This is a genomic window from Actinacidiphila acidipaludis, from assembly GCF_019890725.1.
GTDB classification, from domain to species: Bacteria; Actinomycetota; Actinomycetes; order Streptomycetales; family Streptomycetaceae; genus Actinacidiphila; species Actinacidiphila acidipaludis.
Window position 1 is genome coordinate 18,761 of sequence record NZ_JAINZZ010000036.1, and the last position, 26,903, is coordinate 45,663.

Consider the following 26,903-nt stretch of genomic DNA (forward strand, 5'->3'; position numbering starts at 1 on the left):
GAGCCCCGGCGCGTGCTCCGCGCCTGGCCCGCGGGTCGGAACCCGCGGGCCGGTGACGGATGACGCGTCCGGCTCACGCCTCGGGCAGCGCGGCGATCTGCGCGGTGATCCGGGCGATGTCGGCCTCGGCGGTGGCCAGCCGCGTGCGGATCTTGGCGACGACCGGCTCGGGGGCCTTGGCGAGGAACGCCTCGTTGCCGAGCTTCCTGGTCGTGTCGGCCTTCTCCTTCTCCGCCACGGCCAGGTCCTTCGCCAGCCGCTTGCGCTCGGCGGCCACGTCGATGGTGCCCGACAGGTCGAGGGCGACGACCGCGCCGGCCACCGGCAGGGTGGCGGTGGCGTTGAAGCCCTCGCCCTCCGGCTGGAGCCGCAGCAGCTGCCGGATCGCGTCCTCGTGCGGCGCGAGCAGCGTGCCGTCCAGGGTGAGCCGGGCCGGCACCCGCTGGCCGGGCTGCAGGCCCTGGTCGGACCGGAAGCGGCGGACCTCGGTGACGACCCGCTGGACCTCGCCGATCTCCGCCTCGGCGGCCGGGTCGCGGAACCCGCTGTCCTTCGGCCAGTCGGCGACGACCACCGACTCCTTGCCGGTGAGCGTGGTCCACAGCGTCTCGGTGACGAACGGGATGACCGGGTGCAGCAGCCGCAGCATCACGTCCAGGACCTCGCCGAGGACCCGGCCGGACACCTGGGCGCCCTCACCGCCCTTGAGGAACGTGGTCTTGGACAGCTCCACGTACCAGTCGAAGACCTCGTCCCAGGCGAAGTGGTACAGCGCGTCGCTGAGCTTCGCGAACTGGTAGTCCTCGTAGTACGCGTCGACCTCGGCGACCACGCGGTTGAGCCGGGACAGGATCCAGCGGTCGGTGGCCGACAGCTTCTCCGGCTCCGGCAGCGGGCCCTCGACGCTGGCGCCGTTCATCAGGGCGAACCGGGTGGCGTTCCAGATCTTGTTGGCGAAGTTGCGGGACGCCTTGACCCAGTCCTCGCCGATCGGCACGTCCGCGCCCGGGTTGGCGCCGGTGGCCAGGGTGAAGCGGACGGCGTCGGAGCCGTAGGCGTCCATCCAGTCCAGCGGGTCCACCGAGTTGGGGTTGGACTTGGACATCTTCTTGCCGAACTCGTCGCGCACCAGGCCGGTCAGCGCGATGGTGTGGAACGGCACCACGCCGTCCATCGCGTAGAGGCCGAACATCATCATCCGGGCGACCCAGAAGAAGATGATGTCGTGGCCGGTCAGCAGGACGTCGGTCGGATAGAACTTCTCCAGGTCCGCGGTGCGGTCCGGCCAGCCGAGCGTGGAGAACGGCCACAGGCCGGAGGAGAACCAGGTGTCCAGGACGTCGGAGTCCTGCGTCCAGCCCTCGCCCGCCGGCGGCTTCTCGTCCGGGCCGACACACACCTGCTGCCCGTCGGGCCCGTACCAGACCGGGATGCGGTGGCCCCACCACAGCTGCCGCGAGATGCACCAGTCGTGCATGTTGTCGACCCAGTCGAAGTACCGCTTCTCCATCTCCTTGGGGTGGATGGTGACGCGGCCGTCGCGGACCGCGTCGCCCGCGGCGCGGGCCAGCGGCTCGACCTTGACCCACCACTGCAGCGACAGGCGCGGCTCGATGGTGGTGCTGCAGCGCGAGCAGTGGCCCACCGAGTGCACGTAGGGCCGCTTCTCGGCGACGATCCGGCCCTGTTCGCGCAGCGCGCCGACGATGGCGCTGCGCGCCTCGAAGCGGTCCAGGCCCTGGAACGGCCCGTGCACGGTGATGATGCCGCGCTCGTCCATGACCGTGATGGATTCCAGGTTGTGGCGCTGGCCGATCGCGAAGTCGTTGGGGTCGTGGGCCGGGGTGACCTTGACCGCGCCGGTGCCGAACGCGGGGTCGACGTGGGAGTCGGCGACGACCGGGATGGTGCGGTCGGTGAGCGGCAGCTTGATCCGCCGGCCGACCAGGTGCCGGTAGCGCTCGTCGTCCGGGTGGACGGCGACCGCGGTGTCGCCGAGCATCGTCTCGGCGCGGGTGGTCGCCACGACGACGGTGTCCTCGCCCTCGCCGTACTTCAGCGAGACGAGCTCGCCGTCGTCGTCCTGGTAGTCGACCTCGATGTCGGAGATCGCGGTCAGGCAGCGCGGGCACCAGTTGATGATCCGCTCGGCACGGTAGATCAGGCCGTCGTCGTAGAGCTTCTTGAAGATGGTCTGGACGGCGTTGGACAGGCCCTCGTCCATGGTGAACCGCTCGCGGGACCAGTCGACGCCGTCGCCGAGGCGGCGCATCTGGCCGAGGATCCGGCCGCCGTACTCCTCCTTCCACTGCCACACGCGCTCGACGAAGGCCTCACGGCCGATGTCGTGCCGGGACTTGCCCTCCTCGGCGAGCTGCTGCTCGACCTTGTTCTGGGTGGCGATGCCGGCGTGGTCCATGCCGGGCAGCCACAGCGACTCGTAGCCCTGCATGCGCTTGCGGCGGGTCAGCGCGTCCATCAGCGTGTGCTGGAACGCGTGCCCCAGATGGAGTGAACCGGTGACGTTGGGCGGCGGGATGACGATGGTGTACGCGGGCTTGTCGCTCTTGGCGTCCGCCTCGAAGTAGCCGCGCTCTACCCAGCGCTCGTACAGCTGCCCCTCTACCTCGGCCGGTGTGTACTGGGTCGGCAGTTCGGGGGTGCTGTTCTGCCCGCTCGCGGGGCGCTGAGTGTTGTCGGTCACGCCAGGGATTCTACGGGGGCCGGGCACGCTGTTACGAACCAGTTGCTCTCCCGGCGTGAGAAACCCCCGGGGCATCCGGGAGGATGGGCGAACTCGTTAACGGAGGGGACGAACCCATGAGCTACAACCAGCCGCCGCCGAACCCCTATGGGCAGCAGCCCCAGGGCGGCGGTTACGGCCAGCCCCAGCAGGGCGGCTACGGTCAGCCGCAGCCCCCGCAGCAGGGTGGCTACGGTCAGCCCCAGCCCCCGCAGCAGGGCGGCTACGGCCAGCCCCAGCCCGGATACGGCTACCCCCAGCAGGCCCCGCAGCCCGGTTACGGGCAGGTACCGCCGCAGCAGCCCTACGGACAGCCGCAGCCGCAGTACGGCCAGCAGCCCGGGTACGGCTACCCGCAGCAGCCCGCTCCGCCGCAGGGCGGCGGGGGCAGGAAGACCGGGATCATCATCGGCGTGGTGGTCGCCCTGGTCGCGGTCGGCGCCGGCGTCTTCTTCGTCACCAGGGGCGGCGGCGGCAGCGGCAGCGCGCTCAAGGACGACGGCAAGAAGTACAAGCTCGTCACGCCCGACTCCGTCGCGACGGAGTACAAGAAGGACGCCGGCAGCGACACCAGCCTGACCGACTCCGACAAGTCGGACTTCCAGAAGGCCGGCGTGCAGAACCCCCAGGGCGCCGGCGCCGACTACAAGTCGGGCAGCGGGCTGACCGTGAAGGCCCTCAACTTCCAGGGCGTCTACGGCACCGTCAAGGACCCGGAGAAGACGGTCGACGCGGCGTTCGCCCAGGCCGCCAAGGAGGACAACGACTCCAGCGGCAAGACCGAACTCCAGGGCAGCCCGCAGACGTTCCACCCGGCGGGCATGGACGACGCGGTCCTGAAGTGCCAGCAGATGAAGTACACGCCGACCGACAGCAGCGGCGGCCCGAAGTCGTTCACCATCCCGGTGTGCGTCTGGGGCGACTACAGCACCATCGGCGTCATCGGCGTCTCGGACGCCGCGTCCATCCTCGGCGGCAAGACGCAGTCGCTCTCGGACGCGGCGAACATCGCCGCCCAGGTCCGCAAGGACGTCCGCGTGCCGCTGTCCTGACGCGGCACCGCAGCAGACAAGGGGGCGCCCGGTCCTGTTCGTTCGGACCGGGCGCCCCCTCGTGTGTGCCGAGCGTCGCTACGCGCTCTTCTGCTCGCCCTTGCCGACGATCCGCGGCTCGCGCGGCACCAGCGTCGGGTTGACGTTGTTGTGCACCACGTCGGCGCTGATCACGACGCGGGCGACGTCCTTGCGCGAGGGCACCTCGTACATCACGGACATCAGCACCTCCTCCATGATCGCGCGCAGGCCGCGGGCGCCGGTCTGCCGCAGGATCGCCTGGTCGGCGATGGCCTCCAGCGCGCCGCGCTCGAACTCCAGCTCCACGCCGTCGAGTTCGAAGAGCTTCTGGTACTGCTTGACCAGCGCGTTGCGCGGCTCGACCAGGATCTGCAGCAGCGCCTCACGGTCGAGGTTGTGCACGCTGGTGATCACCGGCAGCCGGCCGATGAACTCGGGGATCATGCCGAACTTCACCAGGTCCTCCGGCATGATCTCGGAGAACTGGTCGGCCATGTCGAGTTCGCGCTTGGAGCGGATGGTCGCGCCGAAGCCGATGCCCTTGGCACCCGCCCGGGACTCGATGATCTTCTCCAGACCGGCGAAGGCGCCGCCCACGATGAACAGCACGTTCGTGGTGTCGATCTGGATGAACTCCTGGTGCGGGTGCTTGCGTCCGCCCTGCGGCGGCACCGACGCGGTGGTGCCCTCCAGGATCTTCAGCAGCGCCTGCTGCACGCCCTCGCCCGAGACGTCGCGCGTGATCGACGGGTTCTCGCTCTTGCGGGCGACCTTGTCGATCTCGTCGATGTAGATGATCCCGGTCTCGGCCTTCTTGACGTCGTAGTCGGCCGCCTGGATCAGCTTGAGGAGGATGTTCTCCACGTCCTCGCCGACGTAACCGGCCTCGGTGAGGGCGGTGGCGTCCGCGATGGCGAACGGCACGTTGAGCATCCGGGCCAGCGTCTGCGCCAGCAGCGTCTTGCCGGAGCCGGTCGGGCCCAGCAGCAGGATGTTGGACTTCGCCAGCTCGATCGCGTCGTCGTGGCCGGGGCGGCCGTTCTCACCCGCCTGGACGCGCTTGTAGTGGTTGTAGACCGCGACCGACAGGGCCTTCTTGGCGGGCTCCTGCCCCACCACGTAGCCCTCCAGGAACTCGTAGATCTCCCGGGGCTTGGGCAGGTCCTCCCACCGCACCTCGGAGGACTCGGCGAGCTCCTCCTCGATGATCTCGTTGCAGAGGTCGATGCACTCGTCGCAGATGTACACACCGGGGCCTGCGATGAGCTTCTTCACCTGCTTCTGGCTCTTTCCGCAGAACGAGCACTTCAGCAGGTCTCCGCCGTCACCGATGCGTGCCACGAGGTCTTTCCCCTTCGCCTGGGATCCGCCGACCTTCAACGGAGCCTGGTGCTTCTCTCATCGACGGTACCTTGCCGCACCCCCGGTGTGGGCCCCCCTTGGACGGAACGGGCTCTGCGAGTCCGTGGGAGGCCGCTCACACCGGGGCGTGGCGAACCGTCTGCGGGCCCCTGCCGGTCCACCGTCTCGGCGGCGTCCGTCAGGGTCCCTCCAGCGTGGTGCAGCCGCCGTCAGACGCTGACGGAGGACTTACGGGTGGAGACGATCTGGTCGATCAGGCCGTACGACAGGGACTCCTCAGCGGTGAGGATCTTGTCACGCTCGATGTCGTCGCGGATCTGCTCGATCGGCGTGGTGGAGTGCTTCGCGAGCATCTCCTCCAGCTGCTGGCGCATCCGGATGATCTCGTTGGCCGCGATCTCCAGGTCGGACACCTGGCCGCGGCCGGTCTCACTGTACGGCTGGTGGATCAGCACGCGGGCGTTGGGCAGCGCCATCCGCTTGCCGGGGCTGCCGGCCGCCAGCAGGACGGCGGCGGCGGAGGCCGCCTGGCCCATGCAGACGGTCTGGATGTCCGGCTTCACGAACTGCATGGTGTCGTAGATCGCGGTCAGCGCCGTGAAGGAGCCGCCGGGGCTGTTGATGTAGACGGAGATGTCCCGGTCCGGGTCCATCGACTCCAGGCACAGCAGCTGCGCCATGACGTCGTTGGCCGAGGCGTCGTCGATCTGCACGCCGAGGAAGATCACGCGCTCCTCGAAGAGCTTGGCGTACGGGTCGTACTCGCGCACGCCCTGCGAGGTCCGCTCGACGAAGCGCGGGATGACGTAGCGGGCCTCGGCGCCGAGGACGCCGGGCCTTTCGGCCATGGTGCGCTCGTACAGGCCGCTACCGGGGAAGTTCAAGGGGTTCATGGGGTTGAGACCACCGTCCTGGTGAGGAAGAGCTTCGAGAGGTCGGGTGCCGGGATGCCGGTGCCGGGACGCCGTGCCGGGGGCTCAGGCGCTCGGGCCGCCGGCACCGGTGCCACCGCCGCCGGGGACGTGCGCGGCGGAGAGCATGACGCCGTCCAGCAGGCCGTACTCCTTGGCCTCCTCGGCGGAGAACCAGCGGTCGCGGTCGGAGTCCTTGGTGATCTGCTCGAAGGTCTGGCCGGAGTGCTGCGCGATGAGCTCGGCCATCCGGCGCTTGGTGTAGAGCAGCTGCTCGGCCTGGATCTTGATGTCGGTCGCGGAGCCGCCGAGGCCGGCCGAGGGCTGGTGCATCAGGATGCGGGTGTTCGGCAGCGCGAAGCGCTTGCCGGGGGCACCGGCGGTCAGCAGGAACTGGCCCATCGAGGCGGCCATGCCCATGGCGATCGTGACGACGTCGTTCTTGATGAACTGCATCGTGTCGTAGATCGCCATGCCGGCGGTCACGGAGCCGCCGGGGCTGTTGATGTAGAGGTAGACGTCCTTCTCGGGGTCCGCGGCGAGGAGGAGCAGCTGCGCGGTGATCTTGTTGGCGATATCGTCGTCGACCGCCTGGCCGAGGAAGATGATCCGCTCGCCGAGCAGTCGGTTGTAGACCTGGTCGCCGAGGCCACCGGAAGTCGGCTCGCCGGCGGCGGAGGGCATCGGAGTCGTCACGTATCCACCTGCTCGTTGTCGGACGGTAGACAGACCGTCACAGGGTCTTCGTCAGGGCCGGGGCGCGGCCGGCGCGGTGTTCTCACGCTCACCGCGCTGCTGCACCTCTGCCCTCCTACTTGTGGACCCTAACGCGCAGGTGGGGCCCAGCAATCCCCTACGCGGAACTGTTCGCTGATAGCGCAGGGTGGGGGCGGCGGTGCGCGGGCGTGATCGCGCCGGGCGCCCTACGGGCACGGGCCCGAACGCCGTGCGGCGTTCGGGCCCGTGTCGCGTGTGCGGATCAGGACTTGTCGGAGGTGTCCCCGGCGTCCGCCTGCTCGGCGTCGCCGTCGGTCGCGGCGGCCTCGGCGTCGTCACCCGACACCTCGACGGTCTCGCCGGTCTCGTCCTCGTCGTCCTCCAGGTCCACGACCTCACCGTTGGTGTCGGTGACCTTGGCGGCCTCGACGACCACGGCCAGCGCCTTGCCGCGGGCGACCTCGCCGACGAGCATCGGCACCTGGCCGCCCTCGACGACCGCCTGGGCGAACTGGTCGGGGGTCATGCCGGAGGTGGCGGCGCGGCGCATGAGGTGCTCGGTGAGCTCCTCCTGGTTGACCGAGAGCTTCTCGCGGTTGACCAGCTCGTCGAGGATGAACTGGGTCTTGATGCCCTTGACGGACTGGGCCTCGACCTCGGCGTCGTACTCCTCGCGGGTCTTGCCCTCGCGCTCCAGGTAGCTGTCCCAGTCCAGGCCGAGGGCCGGGAACTGGTGGTGCTCCAGGTTGTGCGTGCGGGTCTCGATCTCGTCCTTGAGGAGCTTCTCCGGGATCGGGACCTCGACCAGCTCGATGAGCGCGTCGAGCACCTTCTCCTGGGCCTGGGTGGCCTGGTCGTAGGACTTCATGCGCTCCAGGCGCTTGCGGCTGTCGCCGCGCAGCTCCTCGAGGGTGTCGAACTCGGACGCGAGCTGGGCGAAGTCGTCGTCCAGCGTGGGCAGTTCGCGCTCCTGGACGTCGGTGACGTCGACCTTGACGCTGGCCTCGCGGCCGGCCGCGGAGCCGCCCTTGAGCTCGGAGGTGAAGGTGGCCGAGCCACCCTTCTCCAGGCCGGTGACGGCCTCGTCGATGCCGTCGAGGAGCTGGCCGGAGCCGATGGTGTAGCTGACGCCCTTGGCGACGCCGTCCTCCAGCACGCTGCCGTCGACGGACGCCTCGAGGTCGACCACGACGACGTCGCCGTCGGCGGCGGCGCGCTCCACCGGGCTGGTGGAGGCGAAGCGCTCACGGAGCTGCTCGAGGGACTTCTCGACGTCCTCGTCGCTGACCTCGACGGCGTCGACGGTGACCTCGATGCCGGTGTAGTCCGGGATCTCCAGGGTCGGGCGGATGTCCACCTCGGCGGTGAACTTCAGCTCGTCACCGTCGTTGAACTCGGTGATGTCGACGTCGGGCTGCCCGAGGACGTTGAGCTCACCCTCGTTGACCGCGTCCGTGTAGAACTTCGGCAGCGCGTCGTTGATGGCCTCTTCGAGGACCGCGCCACGGCCGAACCGCTGGTCGATGACGCGCGCAGGGATCTTGCCCTTGCGGAAGCCCGGCACCGTGACCTGCTGGTTGATCTTCTTGTACGCCGCGTCGAGGCTGGGCTTGAGCTCCTCGAAGGGCACCTCGACAGTGAGTCGAACCCTGGTCGGGTTCAGAGTCTCGACGGCGCTCTTCACGGTTGGGTCTCCTTGGGGCTTTACGTTGATGGGGGCGATGCGATGTGCGGTCGGTGCCGCGGTCCGGTCGCCTGGCGGCCCATCCTACCGGGTACCACAAACGCGGCGGACGGGGTCGTACGGCCGCACCGGGCGGCTCGTGCCCAGTTCCCCGTCCTGACAGGAACTGCTGGTCGGGGTGGCCGGATTCGAACCGACGGCCTTCCGCTCCCAAAGCGGACGCGCTACCAAGCTGCGCCACACCCCGCTGGTGCGACACGTAGAGTACATGTCCCCGTACGCGTGGGCAGCCGGTATTCACCCACCGCTGCACCGGTTCGACCGGCTAGTATGCGATGTGCCAGAATCACAGGCGCTGCGGGCGTAGCTCAATGGTAGAGCCCTAGTCTTCCAAACTAGCTACGCGGGTTCGATTCCCGTCGCCCGCTCCACACCGAAACGGCCCAGGTCGCGGACGAAATCCGCAGCCCGGGCCGTTGTCGTTTCCGATCTCGGTTCAGTCCTCCGTGCCCGCCACGTGCCCGTTTCGGCGAGAACCGCGCTTGAGCGCCTTCACGATCATGCCGTCGATGCCGTCCGCGATCTCCCGCTCCCGCTCCTGGTTCCCGTGCTGGTAGATCAGCGCAGCACGGCTGGATCCGTGGCCGAGCCTGATCATCAGCTCACGTGTGCTGGCGTCCGTCCGGGAGGCCAGGGTGTTGCCGGTGTGCCGAAGATCATGGAAGTGCAGGCCCTTGATTCCGACATCAGTGCAGGCCTTACGCCACAGGCCGAGGAAGTGGTTCCGGCGAGGGGTGGCCCCCTTCGGGCCGACGAAGACTCTGCCCTGAGCACCACGCTCTGCGTACAGCTCCAGGTGCAGGGTCACGGCAGGCATGATCGACTCGGGCACGGCCACGGTGCGCTTGCCCGCCTCGCTCTTGGGCGCCTTGTAGACCCGCGACCCGTCGTTCAGCTCCGAGACGGCCCCGCGCACGCGGATCACCCGGCGGTCGGTATCGATGTCCTGCCGGCGGAGTCCCATCAGCTCACCCCAGCGCAGTCCGCAGAACGCGGCGAGGAGGACGAGCGCCCGGTACCGGGGGCGCACGGCGCCGGCCAGCGCGAACACCTCGGGGATGGTCGCAGTAGGCCGTTCGGGGGTGTGGACGGTGCCGCCGTTCCTGATCTGGCATGGATTGCGCCTGATCAGGTCGTCCGCCACGGCCGTGGTCATGATCGTGCGAAGCAGGGCGTACGCCTTCGCGATCGTGGGAGCCCCCGTGCCCGCTTCCAGCCGATCCCGACGCCACGACCGGACGGCCGCAGGTGTGATGTCCGCGATGGTCATCCGGCCGAAGGTCGGCGCCAGGTGGACGCGCAGCAGGATGCCGTACAGCTCCGCCGTGCTCGCCGCGAGGGGACGTTCCTTGATCCACGCCGTGGCGTAGGCCTCGAAGGGAACGCGGCCCGCGTCCGGGTCCCGCCAGTCCGGCTGCCGCACCTCGGTCTGCCGCTCGGCGAGCCAGTTGTCAGCGTCCCGCTTCGTCGCGAAGGTGTGCGGGGCCGGGCGGTCGATGCCATCGGGACCCCGGTAGCGGGCCTGAAAGCGTCCTGATGGCAGTTTGCGGACCCGTCCGAAGGCGCGGCGCTTGCTGCCTGCCATCAGGCCACCCCCCGCAGCAGCCGAGGCCGGCACGGCTCCACAGTGTGGGCGGCGATGTACTCGCGCAGCGCGCTCTCAGGGATGCGCACGTGCCGCCCGACCTTGACGAAGGTGATCCGGCGTTCCTCGATCAACCTGCGCGGGAAGCGCACCGTCGTGCCGAGCCATTCGGCCGCTTGCTGGACGCTGAGAAGCCTGTCCATGGTCACCACTCCCCCGTGTCGTCGGTGAGGTCTGCGCGTGCTTGGCGTGCTGTTTCGCGTGCTTGGGTGATATCGCGGTGGATCTGGGCGGCGAGCCAGGATTCGCCGGGGGTGTGGCCGTGGCCGGCGTAAGTCCAGTGCGCGAGCACGAGCGTTGTCGCCTCCGGGTCGGTGTCGAGATCGGACAGGCCCAGGTCCCGGCGTTCCTGCTGGGCGCGGTAGTCGGCCCGGGCGTCCCGGAGGGCGCCGAGGGTGGTGGAGTAGCGGCGGGCTTTGGTGGAGAAGTGGCCCCGGAAGCCGAGCATGTGAGCCCAGTCGCGCAGCTTGCGGTCCGGGTAGAGCGGGTGCAGGTCGAGGCAGGCAGCGATGAGCCGGGCGGGGTGCTCGGGGACGTCGAGGAGGACCAGAGCCTCTTTGTTGCCGATGCGCCGGTCGACAGTGCCGGTGGTCTCTGCTGCCTTGGTGGCGTACTTGGCGACGTAGGAGGCGACGGCCTGTTCGGTCAGTTCCTCGCCGTCCCCGAAGGCCCCGATGGGCTGCACGTCGAGCTGTGTGCCCCAGCGCAGGGTCCGGGCGGGCTGGTCCCCGGCAGCGGGCAGGGTCACCGTGGCGCGGGCGGCAGCCGCGCGTAACGCGTCTTCGAGCAGGCCGGCGGTCGCCCAGGCGGGCGGGGCGGTGTCGGGTCCGTCCGGTCCGTCGAAGCGGATCACGGCGTGGAAGTGGATCGCGCCACGCTTCTGGTACTCCGCGACCTTCCCGTACGAGACCCGCAGCCGCTCCCGGAGCTCCCGTTGGGTGATCCCGACGCGGGCCGCCAGCTCCCGGCGCAGGTAGATGGTCACGTACCGCCACAGGTCGGAGGCGTGGTTGTTCCACAGCACCGCGCCCGCGTAGTCGTACGTCTCCGGGTCGAGCGGTGTGCCCAGCTCCGGGGCGTCCTCACTGTGTGCGGTGCCGCAGCGGCAGCGGCCTGCGGTGGGGCGGTTGTGGACGGGGCCGAATGAGGGGGCGGTGAGGGTGGCGAACACCCGAGGGTGATCGGTGACGGTCTCGGGGACGCCTTTGCCGCCGGTGAGGCCGGAGAGGATGAGTTGGTAGGTGTCGCCGGCGTAGGTCCAGGCGCAGGCCGGGCAGCGCGAGGCCCGACGGTTGCCGCAGGCGACACGGAGCCGCCCGCCAGGCTCATCACTGGTGTCGTAGGAGTAGAGGACCTGGCCCGTCGCCGGGTCCAGGGTGGTCGTCGAGCCGACCAGGTGGATGGGGTCGGAACAGCCGCCTGTGCGGCGTACCTGGTGGTTCCAGCGGTCAAAGCCGGGAAGCCCGGCCACCCGCAGGAAGTCCTGCCACGTGGCCGGGTCCAGGCCCGCCGGAGGCGCGGCGGTGACGGTCACTCCCAGCTCACCTCCCAACCGTGGCGAGGGCGCGGCGGGCGGGGGCGGTACCGGTGCCCCGGCAGGCGGGGCAGGTGGCGGTGATGGTGCGGCGCGATCCGTCGCGGTTGCGTCCGCCCGTGGTGATGGCGACGGTGGGGAAGCCGTCGCAGTGGCCGCAGACGCGGCCCGAGGCGTGGGTGTGCTGGGGCATGATGGTGAGTCCCTTTCGGGTCCAATGGATCAGGAAGTGGTCAGGCGCCCGGGGCGGACGAAACTTGGCGGTAGAGGCCGTCCCGGGGGCCGTTCAGCGGTGCTTGCGGTCGTCCTTGAGCAGCGAGCGGAGCACGACCGCGACGAGCGCCAGCGACGCAGCGGTGATCGCGACCGCGAGGAGCATGGAGACCAGGACGACGCCGACGACCAGGACCACGGCGGTGCCGCCGACGACGAGGGTGGCGACGCTGCCCGGGGTGAGCTGCACGACCGGGCGGCCGGACTGCGGGGTCTGAACCGGCACCGGGGCCGGGGTGGTGGGCTGAACCGGCGTCACGGGGGCTACGACGGGAGCGGCGGCCGGGGGCGTGCTGGGTGCGGTGTAGGTCTGCGCGGGTGGGTACTTGGGCGTGAGCATCGGGCGTGTCCTTCCTCAGCGGGTGGTGCAGGTGTGGGTGCGGGCGGCGAGTTCGGCGGCGGCTCGGGTGGCGTAGCTGTTGGACCAGCCGCAGCGCGGGGCGGTGCAGGCGGCGACGGTCTCGCGGCGGCCGTGGCGGTCGCGGTGGTCACCGATCTCCACGGGGCCGATGCGGGCGACGTTGCTGAAGCGCTCGATGCGGGGCATGGCAGGTTCTCCCTTCGGTCAGGTGAGTTGGGCTGCGATGGCGTCGGCCAGCGGTGCGGGGACGCCGAGGCGAGCGCGCAGCGTGGCGCTGTCGATCAGCTGGCCAGTCGCGGCGTGGTGCGCGTCGGCGACCTTCCGGGCGTGCGCGATCAGCGCGGCCGGGACCGATACGGCAGGCACCGGCGATGCGGCGGGCAGCTCGGGCGTGCGGGGCGGTGCGGCGGGTGCCGGCGGCTGGTCTGCGCGTTCGACGGAGACCGGCTCGGCGGCCGCGACGGCGGCCAGGTGCTGGGCGGTGTCGGGGATGAGGCGGTGGACCTGGCGCATGAGGGCGCCGAAGGCGAGAAGCGCGGCGAACGGTGGAACCGCGGCGACCACGTAGTGCAGGAGCGGTTGGTGCGGGCCGACGCCAGCGACGTTCAGGCCGATGGAGCCGAGCGAGCCGGTCACGGTCAGGCCGATGGCCCACCAGTCGGTACGGGCGCGCAGTGCGGCGAGGAACATCAGGACTTCACCGGCGACGATGAACAGGTCGAGAGTGGCGGGCCAGGCCCAGCGGCGTTCCGGTGAGGCGGCGAGGCCGTTGTGCCGGGCCACGTCCGCCAGGTGCGCGTAGGACAGCCAGAACGCGGCTGCGGTCAGCACGACGATCACGACACCAGCGGCGATCACGGCGGCCCGTTCGGCATCCGACTTGGTCACGGCAGTTCCTCCTTCCAGGCATGGGGCGGGTAGGGACCTGGCGCGAAGGCGGTCGCGCCGACCGTGAGGGGTGGCGCTGTTCAGGCGGTGGCCGGAGCCGGGGCGACGGCCGGAGGAGTGCTCCCGGGCAGCGGCGGCAGGACGGGCCGGAAAGCGTCCAGGGCAGCCACGTCGGGAGTCAGGTGCGCGTACCGGTTGCAGGCCGCAACCGCATCACGCAGCGAGGTGTCCGGGGTCCGGACGCGGGCCCAGCCACCGGAGGTGTCCGCCGCAACGGCGGTCCCCGGCTGTTCCGGGGCGATGGACAGGACCGATCCGAGGGCTTCGGGTGAGATGTCGCCGAAGGCCATCTTCGCGGAGGCTTCGTCGTTCACGCGGTGGCAGACCCGCCCGGTGAGCTGGGCGCGGAGCATGGTCGCGCCGTCGCCCAGTTCGGAGCCGAAGCGCTGCCCGCACACTTCCAGGTAGATGCCGGCGGCCCGAGCGAGCTGCCCGAGGCGGATCAGGGCGGTGATGATCCGCTCCCGCCGCTTCTTCTCCGACGCCGAGGCGACGAGGAGAAGTTCGGCGACCTCGTCGACCATGACCACGATCGGTATCGGGCGGATCTTCTCGGGCAGGCCCCAGATGTCGGACGTGATCTCCGCATCGGATGTGTCGGCGCTGATGCGCTGCGCGGTCCGGATGACCTGGAACCGCTCGATCATCTCCGCAACGAGCGCTTCCAGCAGATCGGCAGCCGTGTCGGGGTTGTCGGCCAGGGCGGTGAAGCGGCGGGCCAGGGGCGCCAGTTCCACGCCCTGCTTGCAGTCGATGCCCACCAGGGCGACCGGCTGACGCGCCAACTCCTTGACCAGCCCGCGCTGGTAGACCGACTTCCCCGACTCGGTCGCGCCTAGGACCAGACTGTGCGGGACCTTGCGGAAGTCCCGGTAGTGCACCCCGCCGTCCTCCCGCATGGCCACCGGCACCCGCAGCGCCGAACGCTCCGAGCGCACCGGCAGATGCACACGGGAAAGGACGTCGTAGCCGGTCATGGACAGCTCCAGCACCCCGGAGCGCAGTTCCTTGACCGTGACCTGGTGCAGTCGCCAGGCATGCCGCAGCCGGTCAGCGGCAGTGATCACGTCGAAGGCGTCCTGCCCCGGCTGGAGCCGGACCCGGGCAACCAGACCCGTGCGGGTGGTCCGCAGCCGCAGCAGCTTCGGCGGACGGTTGGCCGGCATCTCCCGGCGTAACGCCCGCGCCACCGCGATACGAGCCCGCGACGGCGGAACGGTCAGACCGCACGCGTCCATCACGCTGCCGTACGTCCAGCCGACCCGGACCCGGGCCACCGGACCGCCGACGACCATCCGGTACAGATCCGGGCGGACCCGGCGCAGGATCAGCACACCCGCGATCCCGACGCCGGATAACACCAGTACCGTCACCATCACAGGTCAGCCCTTGCCGTTCGACGCGGCGGCCGGCACCAGCGAGGTGACCGCGACGGCGCGGAAGCTGATCCCGTGCCGCTTCTGCCCGTTGAACTCGTTCTCCCAGTCCCGAGCCCTCAGACCCGTCACCGCCACCAGCGTGCCCGGGGTGAGCGTCGCGTCGATGCCGGTCTCCGGCACGGTCACCTGGAACAGGTCGCCCTGCCCCTCGTCGGAGACCAGCAGGCCGACCGTCTTCAGCGGCGCACCGGTCTCGCGGTCGATCGCGATCTCACCGGTCTGCTTGTTGACCAGCTTCGGGACGGGCGGCGTCGCGACGAACACCGCAGCGGTCGAGAGGTCGATCTTGAACGATGCCATGATGGCAACTCCCTTGTACGAGGGAGGAAGCGGCGGCTTGCTTGGAGGTAGGGCGCCGCTTCCAACTGGCTTGAGCCACTTACTGGCTTAAGCCAGTTGAACACATAGCTGACGCCGCGTCAAGACACTGGCTTGAGCCACCTGTATGCTGCTGGTCATGAGCCCGTCCGCCCCTTCTCCCCAGCAGCCGCCGAGCCGGCGTATCGCCGAAGAACTCCGCAAGCGCATCGAGCGCGGAGAGTTGGCAGCGGGTGACAAGCTCCCGTCTGAGCGGGCGCTAGCCGAGGAGTACGGTGCGGCGCGCAACACGGCCCGGGAGGCCGTACGCATCCTCGCCGAGCAAGGACTTGTGACGGCGAAGCACGGCAAGGGCGTGTTCGTGCGCCAGCCGCAGCGACTGTTCCGGTTCGGCAGCGATCGGTACTCGATCAAGAACCGGGAGACCGGGCTCACGCCATTCCGCCTTGAGGCGAAGCGCCAGGGGAAGACGGCCCGTATCGACGTCCTCAGCATCACGCGCGAGGTACCGCCGGCCGACATCGCCGAGAGGCTGCAAGTCTCCGCCGACGACGCGAGCGTGGTCCACCGGGAGAACCACTACTTCGCGGACGACGAGCCCGTACAGATCGTCTCCACCTACATCCGGTGGGGGGAGGCGCAAGGCACTCTCCTGATGCAACCGAAGTCCGGGCCGAACGGCATCTACGGCCGTCTCGAAGAACTCGGGCACGTCATGACACGCGTGCGCGACGAGATCAGCGCCCGCATGCCCACGCCGCACGAGGCGGCACTTCTCGACCTGCTCCCCGGTGTCCCGGTGCTCGAAGTGCTCCACACCAGCCTGGACCAGAACGGTGAGCCATTCGAGGTCACCCGCTACGTCCACCGTGCCGACCAAACCGGCCTGCTCTACGAACTCCCCGTCGAACAGCCGACTCCCCCGGAGGCCCAGTGACCAGCATCGCCATACGGCCGATCACCGATGCCGACGTGCCCGGCGCAGCCGCAGCACTGATGAACGTGCACGAGACGGACGGCTACCCGGTTGAAGGCGTCGAGGACCCCGAGGCGTGGATCCGACCACCAGCCGTCTTGAGCGCGTGGGTCGCGGAAGAGTCAGGGACGATCGTCGGCCATGTGGCGGTGATGCGCCCGCAAGGGGAAGGGGCGGTGAGCCTGTGGCAGGACCGGAGCGGCGAGGGTGAGGAGCGAATCGGCGTTCTGGCACGGCTCTTCGTCGTCCGTGAGGCACGCAAGCACGCGGCCGGCGAACGACTGATGCGCGCAGCCATGGACTACGCCAAGCAGAACTCTTTGCGGCTCGTGCTCGACGTGATGACGAAGGACACCGGAGCAATCCGCCTCTACGAGCGTCTCGGCTGGAAGCACATCGGCGAGGTCTCACACTACTTCGGCGCCGGACAGCAGATCCCCGCGGCCTGCTACGTCTGGCCTGCCACCTGAGGAGGCTCGCCCGAACCTGCTGCCCGCTGAAAGGTCAGGTCCGAGCCGGGGCCCGTGCAGGCACGAGTGGAATCGTTCACTACGCTCCCTACATGCACAAATGCACTGCCCTGTTCACCGTGGTTCCGGTCGTTCTACTCGCCGGTGCCTGTGGTGGACACGATTCCCACTCCACTCGGGACAACACTGCCCGCGCCGCCACGCCGTCCACCACGCCGGCCGCCGCCAACCCCGCGCTTCAACGACGACCCGCATACGAGCAGATCACCTCTGAAGTGACGCGAGACTTCCAACAAGCGCACATACCGGACGATCTAGCAGATGACGGACGTTTGGACGCCGAGGACTACTGCTCCATCAGCCTGGGACGCCTCTTTCCAGAGAGCGGCCACGCGCACGCCCGGGAGGACATGGTGACGCTCCTCCGAGGGGAAGGCTGGAAGCCTGCCACGACCTCCGGTACCGACGAGACCCACTTGGCCCGCAATGGCTGGGACCTGTTCATCACCCGAGACGCCAACATGGCGGGTAGCGGCGGCGCCGCGTACCAATCGCTCAGGGTCAGCGTCAATTGCAACAAGGCCTGACCGTCGAGCGGCGGTTGTTACAAGTTTCTCTACCTCATCAAGCTCCCGGCGTCGCTGACGCTCCGCCGGGCGCGCGTCTGGCGCCCGGCCGCGCCGTCGCTCCTGCCTCCGTCCCGCTCGGCACGGCCAGCGCCGCGCGCGCCCACGAGGGGGAGGCCGATGGCATGAGGCGAGACCGCACAGCCCAGGTCAAAGAGGTGCCTCCGGCGGGGGCGCTCAGGCTCCGAGATGGACCAGGCCCGGCCGGCGACCGCGGGATCGTCGTGGGAGGGGTGCGGGAGCTCCCATCCCGACTGCCATCGACCCGGGACAAGCCGAGCAGACGCGGCCCCTGGCGTCCAGGTCGTTCGTACAGTGGCGCGCTCCACCTGGACGCCAGGAACCACGCCCGCTCCACTGACGTGCGGGCCGACGGCAGACGGGATGGGAGACGGGGGCGGTCATGGGGCTGGGCGCCGGAGGATCGCACCCGAGTTGTCCTCACGAGTAGAACCCTTCGCCGTACTCCTCGGGTCCGACCGTGAAGTCGGCTGGCCTATCCCGGCGCAGCTCGTCGTAGCGGATCTGGAAGACATCCAATGCTTCAGGGATCGAGCACCCCAAGGTCTCGCGGATCGTGACCAAGGCAGGGATGATCCGCCGCGTCAGGATGTCGCGGTCTACGCTCGCGGGTAGTTCCGCCATGACCCCTCCGACGACGCCGTACAGCAGCGGAGTACAGCAACCAGAGCGACCGCAGTCAACCGAATTCGGCCCTCGCACCTCCCCGAACCAGTCGGGATGACCTCAGCGTCGTCCCGCCCGTAGTTCGCATCGAGACGCAACGCGGTCCACATGAGACATGCTGATCACACGAACGGTGACAGGTCCTTGCTCTCCAGATGGGCAAGCAGCGAGTCCAGACAGGCGTCTGCTGTGCCCAGGTCCGCACGAAAGAACGAGTCCTCGCCAAGCGGGCCACCGCTGACAATCACCATCCATGCCTTCCTGTGCTCGATCATCCGGTCGCCATCGACCTTGAACACGGTCGTAATCCCGCGCTCGGCCAGCCATTCCATCAGCTCCAGCATGTCCACTCGCACCCCTCCGTGGAGATCATCCCATCCCCGGAGCGCGTATTCCCTGGGCCGTCTCTGGGCCGTCCGGGGCCGCACAAGGACGACCAATGCTGACAACCGTTGACGGCTTGCTCGCAGGTCACAGCGTTGGTCGCGTACCGGGTCCCAGGTCAGCGGGGCCCCACGTCACTTCCAGAAGATCTAGTCGGCATCTCGGGGCAGGTAGGCGTCCCGAGTTGCGTAGTGGATCACGGCCTCGCACTTCTGAAGTCCCGTGGGTTCCGTCCCGTTCCTCCATCGCGACCACACCTCGATCACTTGATGGGCAAGCTCAGCCTCGATCAGGTAGACGAACCCATCGGGCGCACTGTCGTCATCCGAGACACACGTCGCGGAAGTGGCGGACCAGGGCTCAGCCGCATGCAGAGTCGCGTCTTCCGGCACTTCATCGAGTTGGTCGAGAACTTCGATCAAGCTGCGGCCGGATACCAGGATGGCCATGGTGGTGACAGTAGCGCGTGCCCCCCACGTGCCCGTCTCACGGGCTAGCAGGGGGGAACCACGGGGAACAGCGGGCAGGATGCCCCGGAGGCCCTGTACGGGGCCGTACGAGGCCACGCTGGGGGCACCGCACTGGTCTTCCAAACTAGCTACGCGGGTTCGATTCCCGTCGCCCGCTCTTCAGCACTGCGGCCCAGGTGGCGGACGAGATCCGCTCCCTGGGCCGCGGTCGTCTCCTGCCGCGCACGGGACCGGCGGACCGGGCGGCGGAGGTCAGGCGGACTGGTTTTCCGCGTGGACCATCCAGGCGTACTTCTCCAGCGAGTCGATGATCGCGTGGAGCAGGTCGGCGGTGGAGGGGTCCTCGCTGTCGATGCGGTCGTGGTGGGTGCGCAGGGTGTCGGCGGTCACCCGCAGACGGGTGGTGATCAGCTCGACGACGTTCTTCACGTCCACCGCGCCCTGCGGGAAGGCGGGGAGCGTGGTGCTCGCCACCACCGTGTCGGTGCGGCCGTCGGGGAAGGCGGCCAGCGCGCGCATCCGCTCGGCGATGGTGTCGGCGGCCTCCCGGGCCTCCTCGACGATCTCGTCGAGCTGCAGGTGCAGGTCCCGGAAGTTGTGGCCGACCACGTTCCAGTGGGCCTGCTTGCCCTGGAGGTGGAGTTCCACGAGGTCGACCAGGATCTGCTGCATGGCCTGGACGAACTCGGCCGAGGCCGTGAATCCGGCGACGTCCTTCTCCGAGCGGCGGGAACCCCCGGGGGCTGCGGTCATGGCGTGATCTCCTTCGGCAAGCACCGCGCTACAGCCCCCGGCTGGGGAGGCCCGATCTCTACCCGGTCCAGCGTCGTGGAGGCCCCGCGGCGCCGCCACCGCACCTGACCCGCCCGGGTGGCCTGCCCGGTTCGCCCACCCGGGCGGCCCGCGCGCTCAGTCGACGGGCACGCCCTGCGGCGACTTGATCCGCTTCATGATCATCTGCGAGTTGACGTCGCTCACCCCCGGCAGGGCGATCAGCGTGTCGGTCCAGAACCGCTCGTACGCGTCGGAGTCGGCCACGGCGATCCGCAGCAGGCAGCCCGGCGCGCCGTAGAGGCGGTAGGCCTCGACCACGTCGGGGGTGGACTGCAGCTCGTTCTCGAACGCGGCGACCGAGTCGCGGTCCCGCCGCACCTCGACGGAGGCGAAGACCTCGAAGCCCCGGCCGACCGCCGCGGGGTCGACCACCGCCCGGTACGTCTGGATGACCCCGTCGTCCTCCAGTTGGCGGACCCGCCGCAGGCACGGGGACGGCGTGAGGCCGACGCGCGCGGCCAGTTCCTGGTTGCTGAGCCGCCCGTCGGCCTGGAGCTCGCGCAAGATTCGTCTGTCGATGGCGTCCATGGTGGCATCTCCTACCACGAAACGGCCGGACGCCAGTCAGATTTCGCAATCATATGGCAGGTCTACGCGCATATCATTGTTCTGGAGCCAGCTGCCCGCTGCGCGCCGTCCCAGAAATCCCCCGTTGGAGGCGAAGGCATCGTGCGACACGTCGTGGTCATCAGCACCGGAGGCACCATCGCCAGCCGCTGGCAGGGCGACGGCTACGCGGCCGAGGCCGCCGGGCAGGAGGTCCTCGCGGCGGGCGCGGTCCCCGAGGGCGTCGACGTGCGGGTCGTGGACCTGTTCACCGTCAACAGCTCCCAGCTCACCACCGGCCACCAGCTCCGCCTGCTGCACGCCGTGCACGACGCGCTGGAGGACCCCGCGGTCGACGGCGTCGTCGTCACCCATGGTACGGACACGCTGGAGGAGTCGGCCTTCTTCGTGGACCTCTTCCACGCCGACCGCCGCCCGGTGGTCTTCACCGGGGCCCAGAAGCCGATGGACGCCGAGGACGGCGACGCCGCCGGCAACCTCTACGACGCGCTGCTGACCGCCGCCACCGGCCGCGACATCGGCGCGGTGATCGTCTTCGCCGGGCAGGTCTTCGCCGCCCGCGGCACGGTCAAGAAGCACACCGTGGACCTGCGCGCCTTCGGCGACCCCGACGGGCTGCCGCTCGGCCGGGTCGAGTTCGGCCGGGTCACCTGGGGACGGCACCGCCCCCGGCCCGCGGCTCTCCCGCTGCCCCCGCGCGACGTGGCGGCCCCCCGGGTCGACATCGTGACCCACCACAGCGACGGCGACGCCGTGCTCTTCGAGGCGGCGCTCGGCGCCGGCGCGCGGGGGGTCGTGGTGGAGGGCACCGGCGCGGGGAACACCAACCCCCAGGTCGCGGCGGCGGTGGGCAAGGCCGTCGCCGACGGCGTGCTGGTGGCGATCAGCACGCGGGTCGCGGCCGGTGCGGTGACCCCCCTCTACACGGGCGGCGGTGCCGTCGATCTGGCCGCCGCCGGCGCCCAGTTGACGGGGACGCTGCGCCCCGGCCAGGCGCGGATCGCGGTGCTCGCCGCACTGCTGGCCGCGCCCTCCCCCCAGGAAGCCCCCGAGACGCTGCGGCAGGTGCTGGCCGCCGCCCCGCAGTCGCTGACCCGGTCAGATCTTTATCTGGTTGATCGTGTCGGCAAGTGACGTCAGGAACCGGTTGACCGACGGCGCCATGTTCGTCGAGGCGAGGAAGAACCCGAACAGCGCGGCGATGATGGCCGGTCCGACCTTTATCGACTTGCTCCGGATCATCACCACCAGGACGATGGCCAGCAACAGCACGGCGGACAGGGAGATAACCACAGCGGATCACTTCCTCAATCGGTAATTCCTTGCCGGTCCGGGGACCGTGCCGCCGCCCCCGCCTCGCCCGTACACATGGTGCCATCGCCCACGGACGCGGGAGACCACATTGCGACCGCGGGACCCATAGTCCCATTCCCGAGCGTCAGTCCCTGCACACCACCAGCAACGCCCGGTCATCGTTGACGTCTTTGGCGACAGCCTCGATCAACCGCCAGGCGGAGCCCCGGAATCCGGTGGCGACGAAGCGGTCCGCCTCGCCCATGAGGCGGTCCATGCCCTCGGTGATGTCGCGGTCGGAGGTCTCCACCAGGCCGTCGGTGAACAGCATCAGCACGTCGCCGGACCGCAACGTGCCCTTGACGCCGTGGAATTCCGCCCCGTCGTACACCCCGAGCAGGGGCCCCTCGGCCGACTTCTCCTCCCAGCGGCCGGTGCCGGCGTGGAGTTGCACCCCGGGGAGGTGCCCGGCGGACAGCAGTTCGTAGTCGCCGCTCTCCAGGTCCAGCACGAGATGGACCGAAGTGGCGAACCCCTCTTCCCAGTTCTGGCGCAGCAGGTAGCCGTTGGCGGCGCCGAGGAAGGCGTGCGGCGGCAGCGAGCCGAGCAGGCCGCCGAACGCGCCGGACAGCAGCAGCGATCGCGACGCGGCGTCCATCCCCTTGCCGGAGACGTCGGTGAGCACCGCCTCCAGCACGCGCCCGCCGGAGGTGCGGGTGGCGACCACGAAGTCACCGGAGAAGGACTGCCCGCCGGCCGGCCGCAGGGCCATCTCGGCGTGCCAGCCCCCGGGCAGGCGCGGCAGCCTGCTCTGCACCCGGATGCGCTCGCGCAGGTCGAAGAGCATGGTGTGGCCGCGGCGCCACGGGACGCCGACCCGGGCCCGGAACTGAGCGATGATCAGACCGGTGAGCGCGACCGCGGTCACCACCAGGACCGAGCCCGGCGTCACCCGGGCCGGCCCCTCCCGGTACGGCCCCAGGGCCGCGGACTCGGCGACCAGCGCGACCGCGGAGGCCGCGTAGAGCAGCAGCAGGCTCGCCGGGCGCAGCAGCAGCCCGCCGGCCAGGATCGGCAGCGCCAGGGCGCTGGGCGGGCACCACTCGGGCATCAGCACGGTGGTCCAGGCGAGGGCCGGGATGGTCAGGGCGACGGCGGCCAGGCCCGCCCAGTCCGAGGCGTCACCGCGGAAGTAGTCGACGGCGGACCGGCGCACGCCGAGGCGGGCCCGGTGCAGCCATCTGCTCCACCTCAGGCCCAGACCTTCCCTTGCCACGTCTTTTGCCATGTCCCGGCGACCCTACCCATCGAGCGGCCCGCCGTGCAGGGCGGAGTGGCGGTGAGCCGCGACGGATCGGCCGGGTGCGGGCGCCGCGCCGCGGCGGGCGGGGAAAATGCGTTCGCCCGGCGGGTCGGCGCCTGGTAGGCAGAGGGCATGACGACGACCGATGTGCGGGTGCTGCAGCCGGACCAGTGGGAGCTGTACTACGAGCGGCTGGAGCGGGCGTTCGGCGGCCCGCCGGAGCCGGCTCAGGAGCGGGAGCTGTGGCGGCGGATCGTCGAACTCGAGCGGATGCTGGCGGTCTGGGACGACGGCGAACTCGTCGGCACCGCGGGCGCGTTCTCGTTCCGGATGACGCTGCCGGGCGGTGCGGCGGCCGACGTCCCCGGCGTCACGATGGTCAGCGTCCAGCCGACGCACCGGCGCCGCGGGGTCCTCACCGCGATGATGCGCCGCCAGCTCGACGACTTCCGGGAGCGGGGCGAGCCGTTCGCCGTGCTCACCGCGTCCGAGCCGGCGATCTACGGGCGGTTCGGGTACGGCGTCGCGAGCCGGCAGCTGCGCGGCAGCGTGGACACCACGCGGGTCGCCTTCCACGCGCCCGAGGGCGTGGACCGGGTGCGGTTCCGCCTGGTGCCGCCCGCCGAGGCCGTGGAGGCGTGTGAGCGCGTCTACGCGCAGGTGGTGCCCCGGCGTCCCGGCATGCTGGCCCGCCGCCCCGGCTGGGAGCAGGAACCGGTGCTGGACCCGCCGGCCTCCCGGGAGGGCGCCGGCCCGCTGCTGTGCGTGCTGGCCGAGGTCGACGGCGAGGTGCGGGGCTACGCCCGGTACGCCACGCACCCCGGCTGGAAGCCCAGCGGCCCGGACGGCACCGTCAGGCTGCGCGACCTGGAAGCACTCGATCCGGTGACGTACGCGGCGCTGTGGCGCTATCTGGCCGGGGTCGACCTGATGGCGCGGATCACCTTCTGGAACCGGCCGATGGACGACGCCCTGCTGCAGCTCGTGTCCGACATCCGCCGTTGCGAGCTCGCTTTCCGCGACAGCCTCCACCTGCGGCTGGTCGACCTCCCGGCGGCGCTGTCCGCCCGCACCTACGCGGCGCCGGTGGACGTCGTGCTGGACGTCGAGGACGCCTTCTGCCCCTGGAACAGCGGGCGTTGGCGGCTGACCGGCGACGGCAAGGGGGCCGGCTGCGTCCGCACCACCGACGCGCCGGAGCTCGCGCTGTCGGTCAGGGAGCTGGGCGCGGCCTACCTGGGCGGGCCGAGCCTGCGGTCGATGGCGGGCGCCGGGCTGGTGCGCGAACTGCGCGAGGGTGCGCTGGCCGAGACGTCGGCGGCGTTCCGCAGCGACGCGGAGCCCTGGCTGCCGCACCGGTTCTGAGATCGACGCCCGCGGGGCGGGCGGCTGTGGTCCGTCCCGCGGGCGGCATCTGCGTGCGTGGGGCGGGGCAGCGCGTGCCCCGAGCACGGTCCGCGGGTCCGGGCCGAACCCCGGACCGGCTGGACGCGCGGGTCCAGGCTCAGGTCGCCGGGGGCTGGCAGCCGGGGCACCAGAAGAGGTTGCGGGCGGCCATCGGCTGGGTGCGGACCTCGGTGCCGCACACCAGGCACGGCTGCCCGGTCCGCCGGTAGACGTAGACCTCGCCGCCGTGGTCGTCCTGGCGCGGCGGCCGTCCCATGGCCTCGGGCTCGTGCTCGGGCCGCACGGTGTCGATCCGGTTGGCGCGCACGCCGGCCCGCATCAGCTCCACCAGGTCGGCCCACATCGCGTCCCACACCGGCCGGGTCAGCGCCCTGCCGGGCAGGAACGGGTCCACGCCGTGCCGGAACAGCACCTCGGCGCGGTACACGTTGCCGACCCCGGCGAGCACCTTCTGGTCCATCAGCAGGGCCGCCACGGGTATCCGGGACCGGGAGATCCGGTTCCAGGCCCGCTCGGGGTCGTCCCCGGGCCGCAGCGGGTCGGGGCCGAGCCGGTCGTGCACGGCCTGCTTCTCGCCGTCGGTGATCAGCTCGCACGCCGCAGGCCCGCGCAGGTCCATGGTGTGCGCGCCGCCCTCCAGGCGCAGCCGCACGGTGTCGCTGACGACGCCGTCGAAGGTGACCTTGCCGATCAGGCCGAGATGGATGTGCACCCAGCCGGTGGCCGCGAAGCCGAGGAACAGGTGCTTGCCGTGCGCGTCCGCGGCGTCGAGCACGCCGCGGTCCAGCAGGGCGGCGCTGTCGGCGAACTTGCCCTGCGGGCTGCTCGCCCGCACCTGACGTCCGCCGAGCAGGCCGAGGCAGTCCTCGGCCAGCCGGTGGATCGTATGGCCTTCGGGCACGCGGTCAGTCCTGCTGCGGGTGACCGGCCGGGATCGGCGGGAGCTCACCGGTGGCCTCGTACGCGGTGAGCATGTCGATGCGGCGCTGGTGCCGCTCCTCGTGCGAGTACGGGGTGGCGAGGAAGATCTCGACGAACTTGGTCGCCTCGTCCTGGGTGTGCATCCGGCCGCCGATGCTCAGCACGTTGGCGTCGTTGTGCTCGCGGGCCAGCGACGCGGTCTGCTCGCTCCAGGCGAGCGCGGCGCGGACGCCCTTGACCTTGTTGGCGGCGATCTGCTCGCCGTTGCCGGAACCGCCGATCACGATGCCGAGGGAGCCGGCGTCGGCGGCGGTGCGCTCGGCCGCGCGCAGGCAGAAGGGCGGGTAGTCGTCGACGGCGTCGTAGATGTGCGGGCCGCAGTCGACGGGGTCGTGACCGTTGGCGGTCAGCCACTCCACGAGGTGGTTCTTCAGTTCGAAGCCGGCATGGTCGGAGCCCAGGTACACGCGCATGCGGCCAGTCTCCCATCCCGGTCCGGCCCCCGCCCCTCCGGGGCTCGGCCCCGGAGGGGGGTTCCGCGGGGCCGTGAGGCCGGGCGGCTGGTGCGCTGCCGGGACGGCTGAGCCGTCTCCGCCGGCTCAGCCGGCCGCGTCGTCTCCGTCGTGGTGCAGGAAGCGCCACGCGGCGGGCAGCATGCCCATCGCCAGCGCGGCCTTCAGCGCGTCGCCGAGGAGGTAGGGGCGCAGGCCGAGATCGACGGCCTGGGTCGCCGACAGGTGCGCGGAGTACGCCAGATAGGGGACGCCCACCGCGTAGACGACGGCCGAGCCGAGCACCATGACGCCCGCCGTCCGCAGCACCGTGCGGTCCCCGCCGCGCCGGGCCAGCGCCCCGACCACCGCCGACGCCAGCATCATGCCGAGGATGTAGCCGAAGCTCGGCATCGACCAGCCCGACGAGCCCTCGGCGAACCACGGCAGGCCGGCGACACCCGCCGCCGCGTAGAGCCCGAGGGACGCGAAGCCGCGGCGCGCCCCGAGCGCGGTGCCCACCAGCAGCGCCGCGAACGTCTGCCCGGTGACGGGCACCGGCGACCCCGGCACCGGCACCGACAACTGCGCTGCCAGGCCGGTGAGGACGGCGCCGCCCAGCACCAGCGCGGCGTCGCGCACCCGGGCGCGGGCGGCGGAGGAGGCGGGGACCAGGTCGGCCAGGACGAAACGGGCTGCGGGTGCTGCGGTGCTGCTGCTCATCGGGACTCCGCGGGGTCTGGGGTGCGTCGGCGGGAGGGGACACCGTGACGCTAGCCCAGCGCCCCGGAGCCGATCATCGTGAGACCCCCACAAAGCCGCGTGCCGCCGCTTGGAGACTTCCGTACACCCTGAAGCCAGCCGTACCACCCGGCGGTTGAGTGCGTTTCAGCAGGTGAAGTGAGCCACGTCACGTGTCGCCGTGCCGCGCCGGGCGCTCCGGAAGAGGTTCCGGAGGCGCCTCGGCGCGGTCGGTCCACTGTGGGACTCCGCCAATGCGCTCAGGCGGGCTCGATGAGGTCCCAGCGGTTGCCGTAGAGGTCCTGGAAGACCACGACGGCGCCGTACGGCTCGTAGCGCGGCTCCTCCTCGAAGACCACGCCCTCGGCGACCATCCGCTTGTAGTCGCGGTCGAAGTCGTCGGTCGTGAGGAAGAGGCCGACGCGGCCGCCGGTCTGGTCGCCGATCCGGCCGGCCTGCGCGGGAGTGCTCGCGCGGGCCAGCAGCAGGCCGGTCTCCCGGGAGCCGGGCGGCGCGACGACGACCCACCGGCTGCCGTCGTCGCGTGGGGTGTCCTCGCGCAGCTCGAAGCCGAGGGCGCGCGTGTAGAAGTCGATGGCCTCGTCGTACTCGCGGACGACGAGGGCCGTCAGGCCGAGGTGTGGCATGGCCGCAGGTGCTCCCGG

31 protein-coding genes and 2 tRNA genes are annotated in these 26,903 nt (G+C 70.6%); 7 read left to right on the forward strand and 26 right to left on the reverse strand.

What is annotated here, in order from left to right; all coding sequences use genetic code 11:
* Window positions 1–73 precede the first annotated feature (73 nt).
* The gene (locus K7862_RS24340) at window positions 74–2,704 is read right to left on the reverse strand and encodes a valine--tRNA ligase (protein ID WP_222966075.1); all 2,631 of its coding nucleotides are present in this window, start codon (window positions 2,702–2,704) and stop codon (window positions 74–76) included.
* Between the two features lie 116 nt (window positions 2,705–2,820).
* Here K7862_RS24340 and K7862_RS24345 point away from each other — a divergent pair, with 116 nt between their 5' ends.
* The gene (locus K7862_RS24345; RefSeq protein WP_222966077.1) at window positions 2,821–3,795 is read left to right on the forward strand and encodes a hypothetical protein; all 975 of its coding nucleotides are present in this window, start codon (window positions 2,821–2,823) and stop codon (window positions 3,793–3,795) included.
* A gap of 78 nt (window positions 3,796–3,873) precedes the next feature.
* Here K7862_RS24345 and clpX read toward each other — a convergent pair whose 3' ends face one another.
* The 5 genes from clpX to K7862_RS24370 form a co-directional block, all read right to left on the reverse strand.
* Window positions 3,874–5,157, reverse strand: a complete 1,284-nt coding sequence (gene clpX / locus K7862_RS24350; protein ID WP_222966079.1) for an ATP-dependent Clp protease ATP-binding subunit ClpX — start codon at window positions 5,155–5,157, stop codon at window positions 3,874–3,876.
* Between the two features lie 230 nt (window positions 5,158–5,387).
* On the reverse strand, window positions 5,388–6,071 hold the full coding sequence (locus K7862_RS24355; protein WP_272493240.1) for an ATP-dependent Clp protease proteolytic subunit: 684 nt from the start codon (window positions 6,069–6,071) through the stop codon (window positions 5,388–5,390).
* Between the two features lie 84 nt (window positions 6,072–6,155).
* Window positions 6,156–6,773, reverse strand: coding sequence for an ATP-dependent Clp protease proteolytic subunit (locus K7862_RS24360; RefSeq protein WP_222966167.1), 618 nt, complete (start codon window positions 6,771–6,773; stop codon window positions 6,156–6,158).
* Between the two features lie 295 nt (window positions 6,774–7,068).
* Window positions 7,069–8,490 (reverse strand): trigger factor, encoded by a 1,422-nt coding sequence (gene tig, locus K7862_RS24365; protein ID WP_222966081.1) that lies wholly within the window; start codon window positions 8,488–8,490, stop codon window positions 7,069–7,071.
* 170 nt (window positions 8,491–8,660) lie between these two features.
* A tRNA-Pro gene (locus tag K7862_RS24370) sits at window positions 8,661–8,737 on the reverse strand.
* A 110-nt stretch (window positions 8,738–8,847) separates the two neighbouring features.
* Between K7862_RS24370 and K7862_RS24375 the strand changes: the two genes are divergently transcribed.
* Window positions 8,848–8,921: transfer RNA gene (locus K7862_RS24375), tRNA-Gly, on the forward strand.
* Between the two features lie 65 nt (window positions 8,922–8,986).
* Here K7862_RS24375 and K7862_RS24380 read toward each other — a convergent pair.
* The 9 genes from K7862_RS24380 to K7862_RS24420 all read right to left on the reverse strand — a co-directional run bounded on the left by K7862_RS24380 (window position 8,987) and on the right by K7862_RS24420 (window position 15,050).
* Window positions 8,987–10,135 (reverse strand): tyrosine-type recombinase/integrase, encoded by a 1,149-nt coding sequence (locus K7862_RS24380; protein WP_222966083.1) that lies wholly within the window; start codon window positions 10,133–10,135, stop codon window positions 8,987–8,989.
* On the reverse strand, window positions 10,135–10,338 hold the full coding sequence (locus tag K7862_RS24385) for a helix-turn-helix domain-containing protein (RefSeq protein WP_222966085.1): 204 nt from the start codon (window positions 10,336–10,338) through the stop codon (window positions 10,135–10,137). Before K7862_RS24385 ends, K7862_RS24380 begins: the two co-directional genes overlap by 1 nt.
* A 2-nt stretch (window positions 10,339–10,340) precedes the next feature.
* Window positions 10,341–11,729, reverse strand: a complete 1,389-nt coding sequence (gene repSA, locus K7862_RS24390; protein WP_222966087.1) for a replication initiator protein RepSA — start codon at window positions 11,727–11,729, stop codon at window positions 10,341–10,343.
* A 7-nt stretch (window positions 11,730–11,736) separates the two neighbouring features.
* Window positions 11,737–11,922 (reverse strand): hypothetical protein, encoded by a 186-nt coding sequence (locus K7862_RS24395; protein ID WP_222966089.1) that lies wholly within the window; start codon window positions 11,920–11,922, stop codon window positions 11,737–11,739.
* A gap of 93 nt (window positions 11,923–12,015) precedes the next feature.
* On the reverse strand, window positions 12,016–12,342 hold the full coding sequence (locus K7862_RS24400) for a hypothetical protein (protein ID WP_222966091.1): 327 nt from the start codon (window positions 12,340–12,342) through the stop codon (window positions 12,016–12,018).
* A 15-nt stretch (window positions 12,343–12,357) separates the two neighbouring features.
* Window positions 12,358–12,549 carry a mobile element transfer protein gene (locus tag K7862_RS24405; protein WP_222966093.1) on the reverse strand — a complete coding sequence of 64 codons (192 nt, stop codon included), beginning with the start codon at window positions 12,547–12,549 and terminating at the stop codon, window positions 12,358–12,360.
* A gap of 18 nt (window positions 12,550–12,567) precedes the next feature.
* On the reverse strand, window positions 12,568–13,251 hold the full coding sequence (locus K7862_RS24410) for a DUF2637 domain-containing protein (RefSeq protein ID WP_222966095.1): 684 nt from the start codon (window positions 13,249–13,251) through the stop codon (window positions 12,568–12,570).
* 80 nt (window positions 13,252–13,331) lie between these two features.
* The gene (locus K7862_RS24415; protein ID WP_222966097.1) at window positions 13,332–14,687 is read right to left on the reverse strand and encodes an FtsK/SpoIIIE domain-containing protein; all 1,356 of its coding nucleotides are present in this window, start codon (window positions 14,685–14,687) and stop codon (window positions 13,332–13,334) included.
* 6 nt (window positions 14,688–14,693) lie between these two features.
* Window positions 14,694–15,050 (reverse strand): SCO3933 family regulatory protein, encoded by a 357-nt coding sequence (locus tag K7862_RS24420; protein ID WP_222966099.1) that lies wholly within the window; start codon window positions 15,048–15,050, stop codon window positions 14,694–14,696.
* 157 nt (window positions 15,051–15,207) lie between these two features.
* Between K7862_RS24420 and K7862_RS24425 the strand changes: the two genes are divergently transcribed.
* From K7862_RS24425 to K7862_RS24435, 3 genes are all read left to right on the forward strand, one after another.
* Entirely contained in the window at window positions 15,208–16,005 is a 798-nt protein-coding gene (locus K7862_RS24425) for a GntR family transcriptional regulator (RefSeq protein WP_222966101.1), read from the forward strand.
* Window positions 16,002–16,514 carry a GNAT family N-acetyltransferase gene (locus tag K7862_RS24430; protein ID WP_308012157.1) on the forward strand — a complete coding sequence of 171 codons (513 nt, stop codon included), beginning with the start codon at window positions 16,002–16,004 and terminating at the stop codon, window positions 16,512–16,514. Before K7862_RS24425 ends, K7862_RS24430 begins: the two co-directional genes overlap by 4 nt.
* 92 nt (window positions 16,515–16,606) lie before the next feature.
* The gene (locus K7862_RS24435; protein ID WP_222966103.1) at window positions 16,607–17,101 is read left to right on the forward strand and encodes a hypothetical protein; all 495 of its coding nucleotides are present in this window, start codon (window positions 16,607–16,609) and stop codon (window positions 17,099–17,101) included.
* A 480-nt stretch (window positions 17,102–17,581) separates the two neighbouring features.
* Here the strand turns inward: K7862_RS24435 and K7862_RS24440 are convergent, their stop codons facing one another.
* The 5 genes from K7862_RS24440 to K7862_RS24460 all read right to left on the reverse strand — a co-directional run bounded on the left by K7862_RS24440 (window position 17,582) and on the right by K7862_RS24460 (window position 20,043).
* Window positions 17,582–17,785: a hypothetical protein gene (locus K7862_RS24440; protein ID WP_222966105.1), complete on the reverse strand. Its 204-nt coding sequence runs from the start codon at window positions 17,783–17,785 to the stop codon at window positions 17,582–17,584.
* 164 nt (window positions 17,786–17,949) lie between these two features.
* A complete protein-coding gene (locus K7862_RS24445; protein WP_222966173.1) occupies window positions 17,950–18,171 on the reverse strand; it encodes a hypothetical protein in 222 nt (73 codons plus the stop codon).
* Between the two features lie 189 nt (window positions 18,172–18,360).
* The gene (locus K7862_RS24450; protein WP_222966107.1) at window positions 18,361–18,660 is read right to left on the reverse strand and encodes a hypothetical protein; all 300 of its coding nucleotides are present in this window, start codon (window positions 18,658–18,660) and stop codon (window positions 18,361–18,363) included.
* Window positions 18,661–18,933: 273 nt separating this feature from the next.
* A complete protein-coding gene (locus K7862_RS24455) occupies window positions 18,934–19,434 on the reverse strand; it encodes a Dps family protein (RefSeq protein ID WP_222966109.1) in 501 nt (166 codons plus the stop codon).
* Window positions 19,435–19,590: 156 nt separating this feature from the next.
* On the reverse strand, window positions 19,591–20,043 hold the full coding sequence (locus K7862_RS24460) for an Lrp/AsnC family transcriptional regulator (protein ID WP_222966111.1): 453 nt from the start codon (window positions 20,041–20,043) through the stop codon (window positions 19,591–19,593).
* 141 nt (window positions 20,044–20,184) lie between these two features.
* On the opposite strand from K7862_RS24460, the gene K7862_RS24465 reads away from it, so the two are divergent.
* Window positions 20,185–21,216: an asparaginase gene (locus K7862_RS24465; protein ID WP_222966113.1), complete on the forward strand. Its 1,032-nt coding sequence runs from the start codon at window positions 20,185–20,187 to the stop codon at window positions 21,214–21,216.
* On the opposite strand, the gene K7862_RS24470 is transcribed toward K7862_RS24465, so the two are convergent.
* Window positions 21,181–21,375 (reverse strand): hypothetical protein, encoded by a 195-nt coding sequence (locus K7862_RS24470; protein WP_222966115.1) that lies wholly within the window; start codon window positions 21,373–21,375, stop codon window positions 21,181–21,183. The genes K7862_RS24465 and K7862_RS24470 overlap by 36 nt on opposite strands.
* Window positions 21,376–21,520: 145 nt before the next feature.
* Complete coding sequence (locus K7862_RS24475; RefSeq protein ID WP_372461649.1) at window positions 21,521–22,651, reverse strand: PP2C family protein-serine/threonine phosphatase; 1,131 nt, start codon at window positions 22,649–22,651, stop codon at window positions 21,521–21,523.
* A 159-nt stretch (window positions 22,652–22,810) separates the two neighbouring features.
* Between K7862_RS24475 and K7862_RS24480 the strand changes: the two genes are divergently transcribed.
* Window positions 22,811–24,043, forward strand: coding sequence for a GNAT family N-acetyltransferase (locus K7862_RS24480; RefSeq protein WP_222966120.1), 1,233 nt, complete (start codon window positions 22,811–22,813; stop codon window positions 24,041–24,043).
* Between the two features lie 139 nt (window positions 24,044–24,182).
* Here K7862_RS24480 and K7862_RS24485 read toward each other — a convergent pair whose 3' ends face one another.
* From K7862_RS24485 to K7862_RS24500, 4 genes are all read right to left on the reverse strand, one after another.
* Window positions 24,183–24,986, reverse strand: coding sequence for an Fpg/Nei family DNA glycosylase (locus K7862_RS24485; RefSeq protein WP_222966121.1), 804 nt, complete (start codon window positions 24,984–24,986; stop codon window positions 24,183–24,185).
* Window positions 24,987–24,990: 4 nt separating this feature from the next.
* Entirely contained in the window at window positions 24,991–25,479 is a 489-nt protein-coding gene (locus K7862_RS24490) for a ribose-5-phosphate isomerase (RefSeq protein WP_222966123.1), read from the reverse strand.
* Window positions 25,480–25,605: 126 nt separating this feature from the next.
* The gene (locus K7862_RS24495; protein ID WP_222966126.1) at window positions 25,606–26,220 is read right to left on the reverse strand and encodes a biotin transporter BioY; all 615 of its coding nucleotides are present in this window, start codon (window positions 26,218–26,220) and stop codon (window positions 25,606–25,608) included.
* 278 nt (window positions 26,221–26,498) lie between these two features.
* On the reverse strand, window positions 26,499–26,885 hold the full coding sequence (locus K7862_RS24500) for a VOC family protein (RefSeq protein ID WP_222966128.1): 387 nt from the start codon (window positions 26,883–26,885) through the stop codon (window positions 26,499–26,501).
* Window positions 26,886–26,903: the final 18 nt, after the last annotated feature.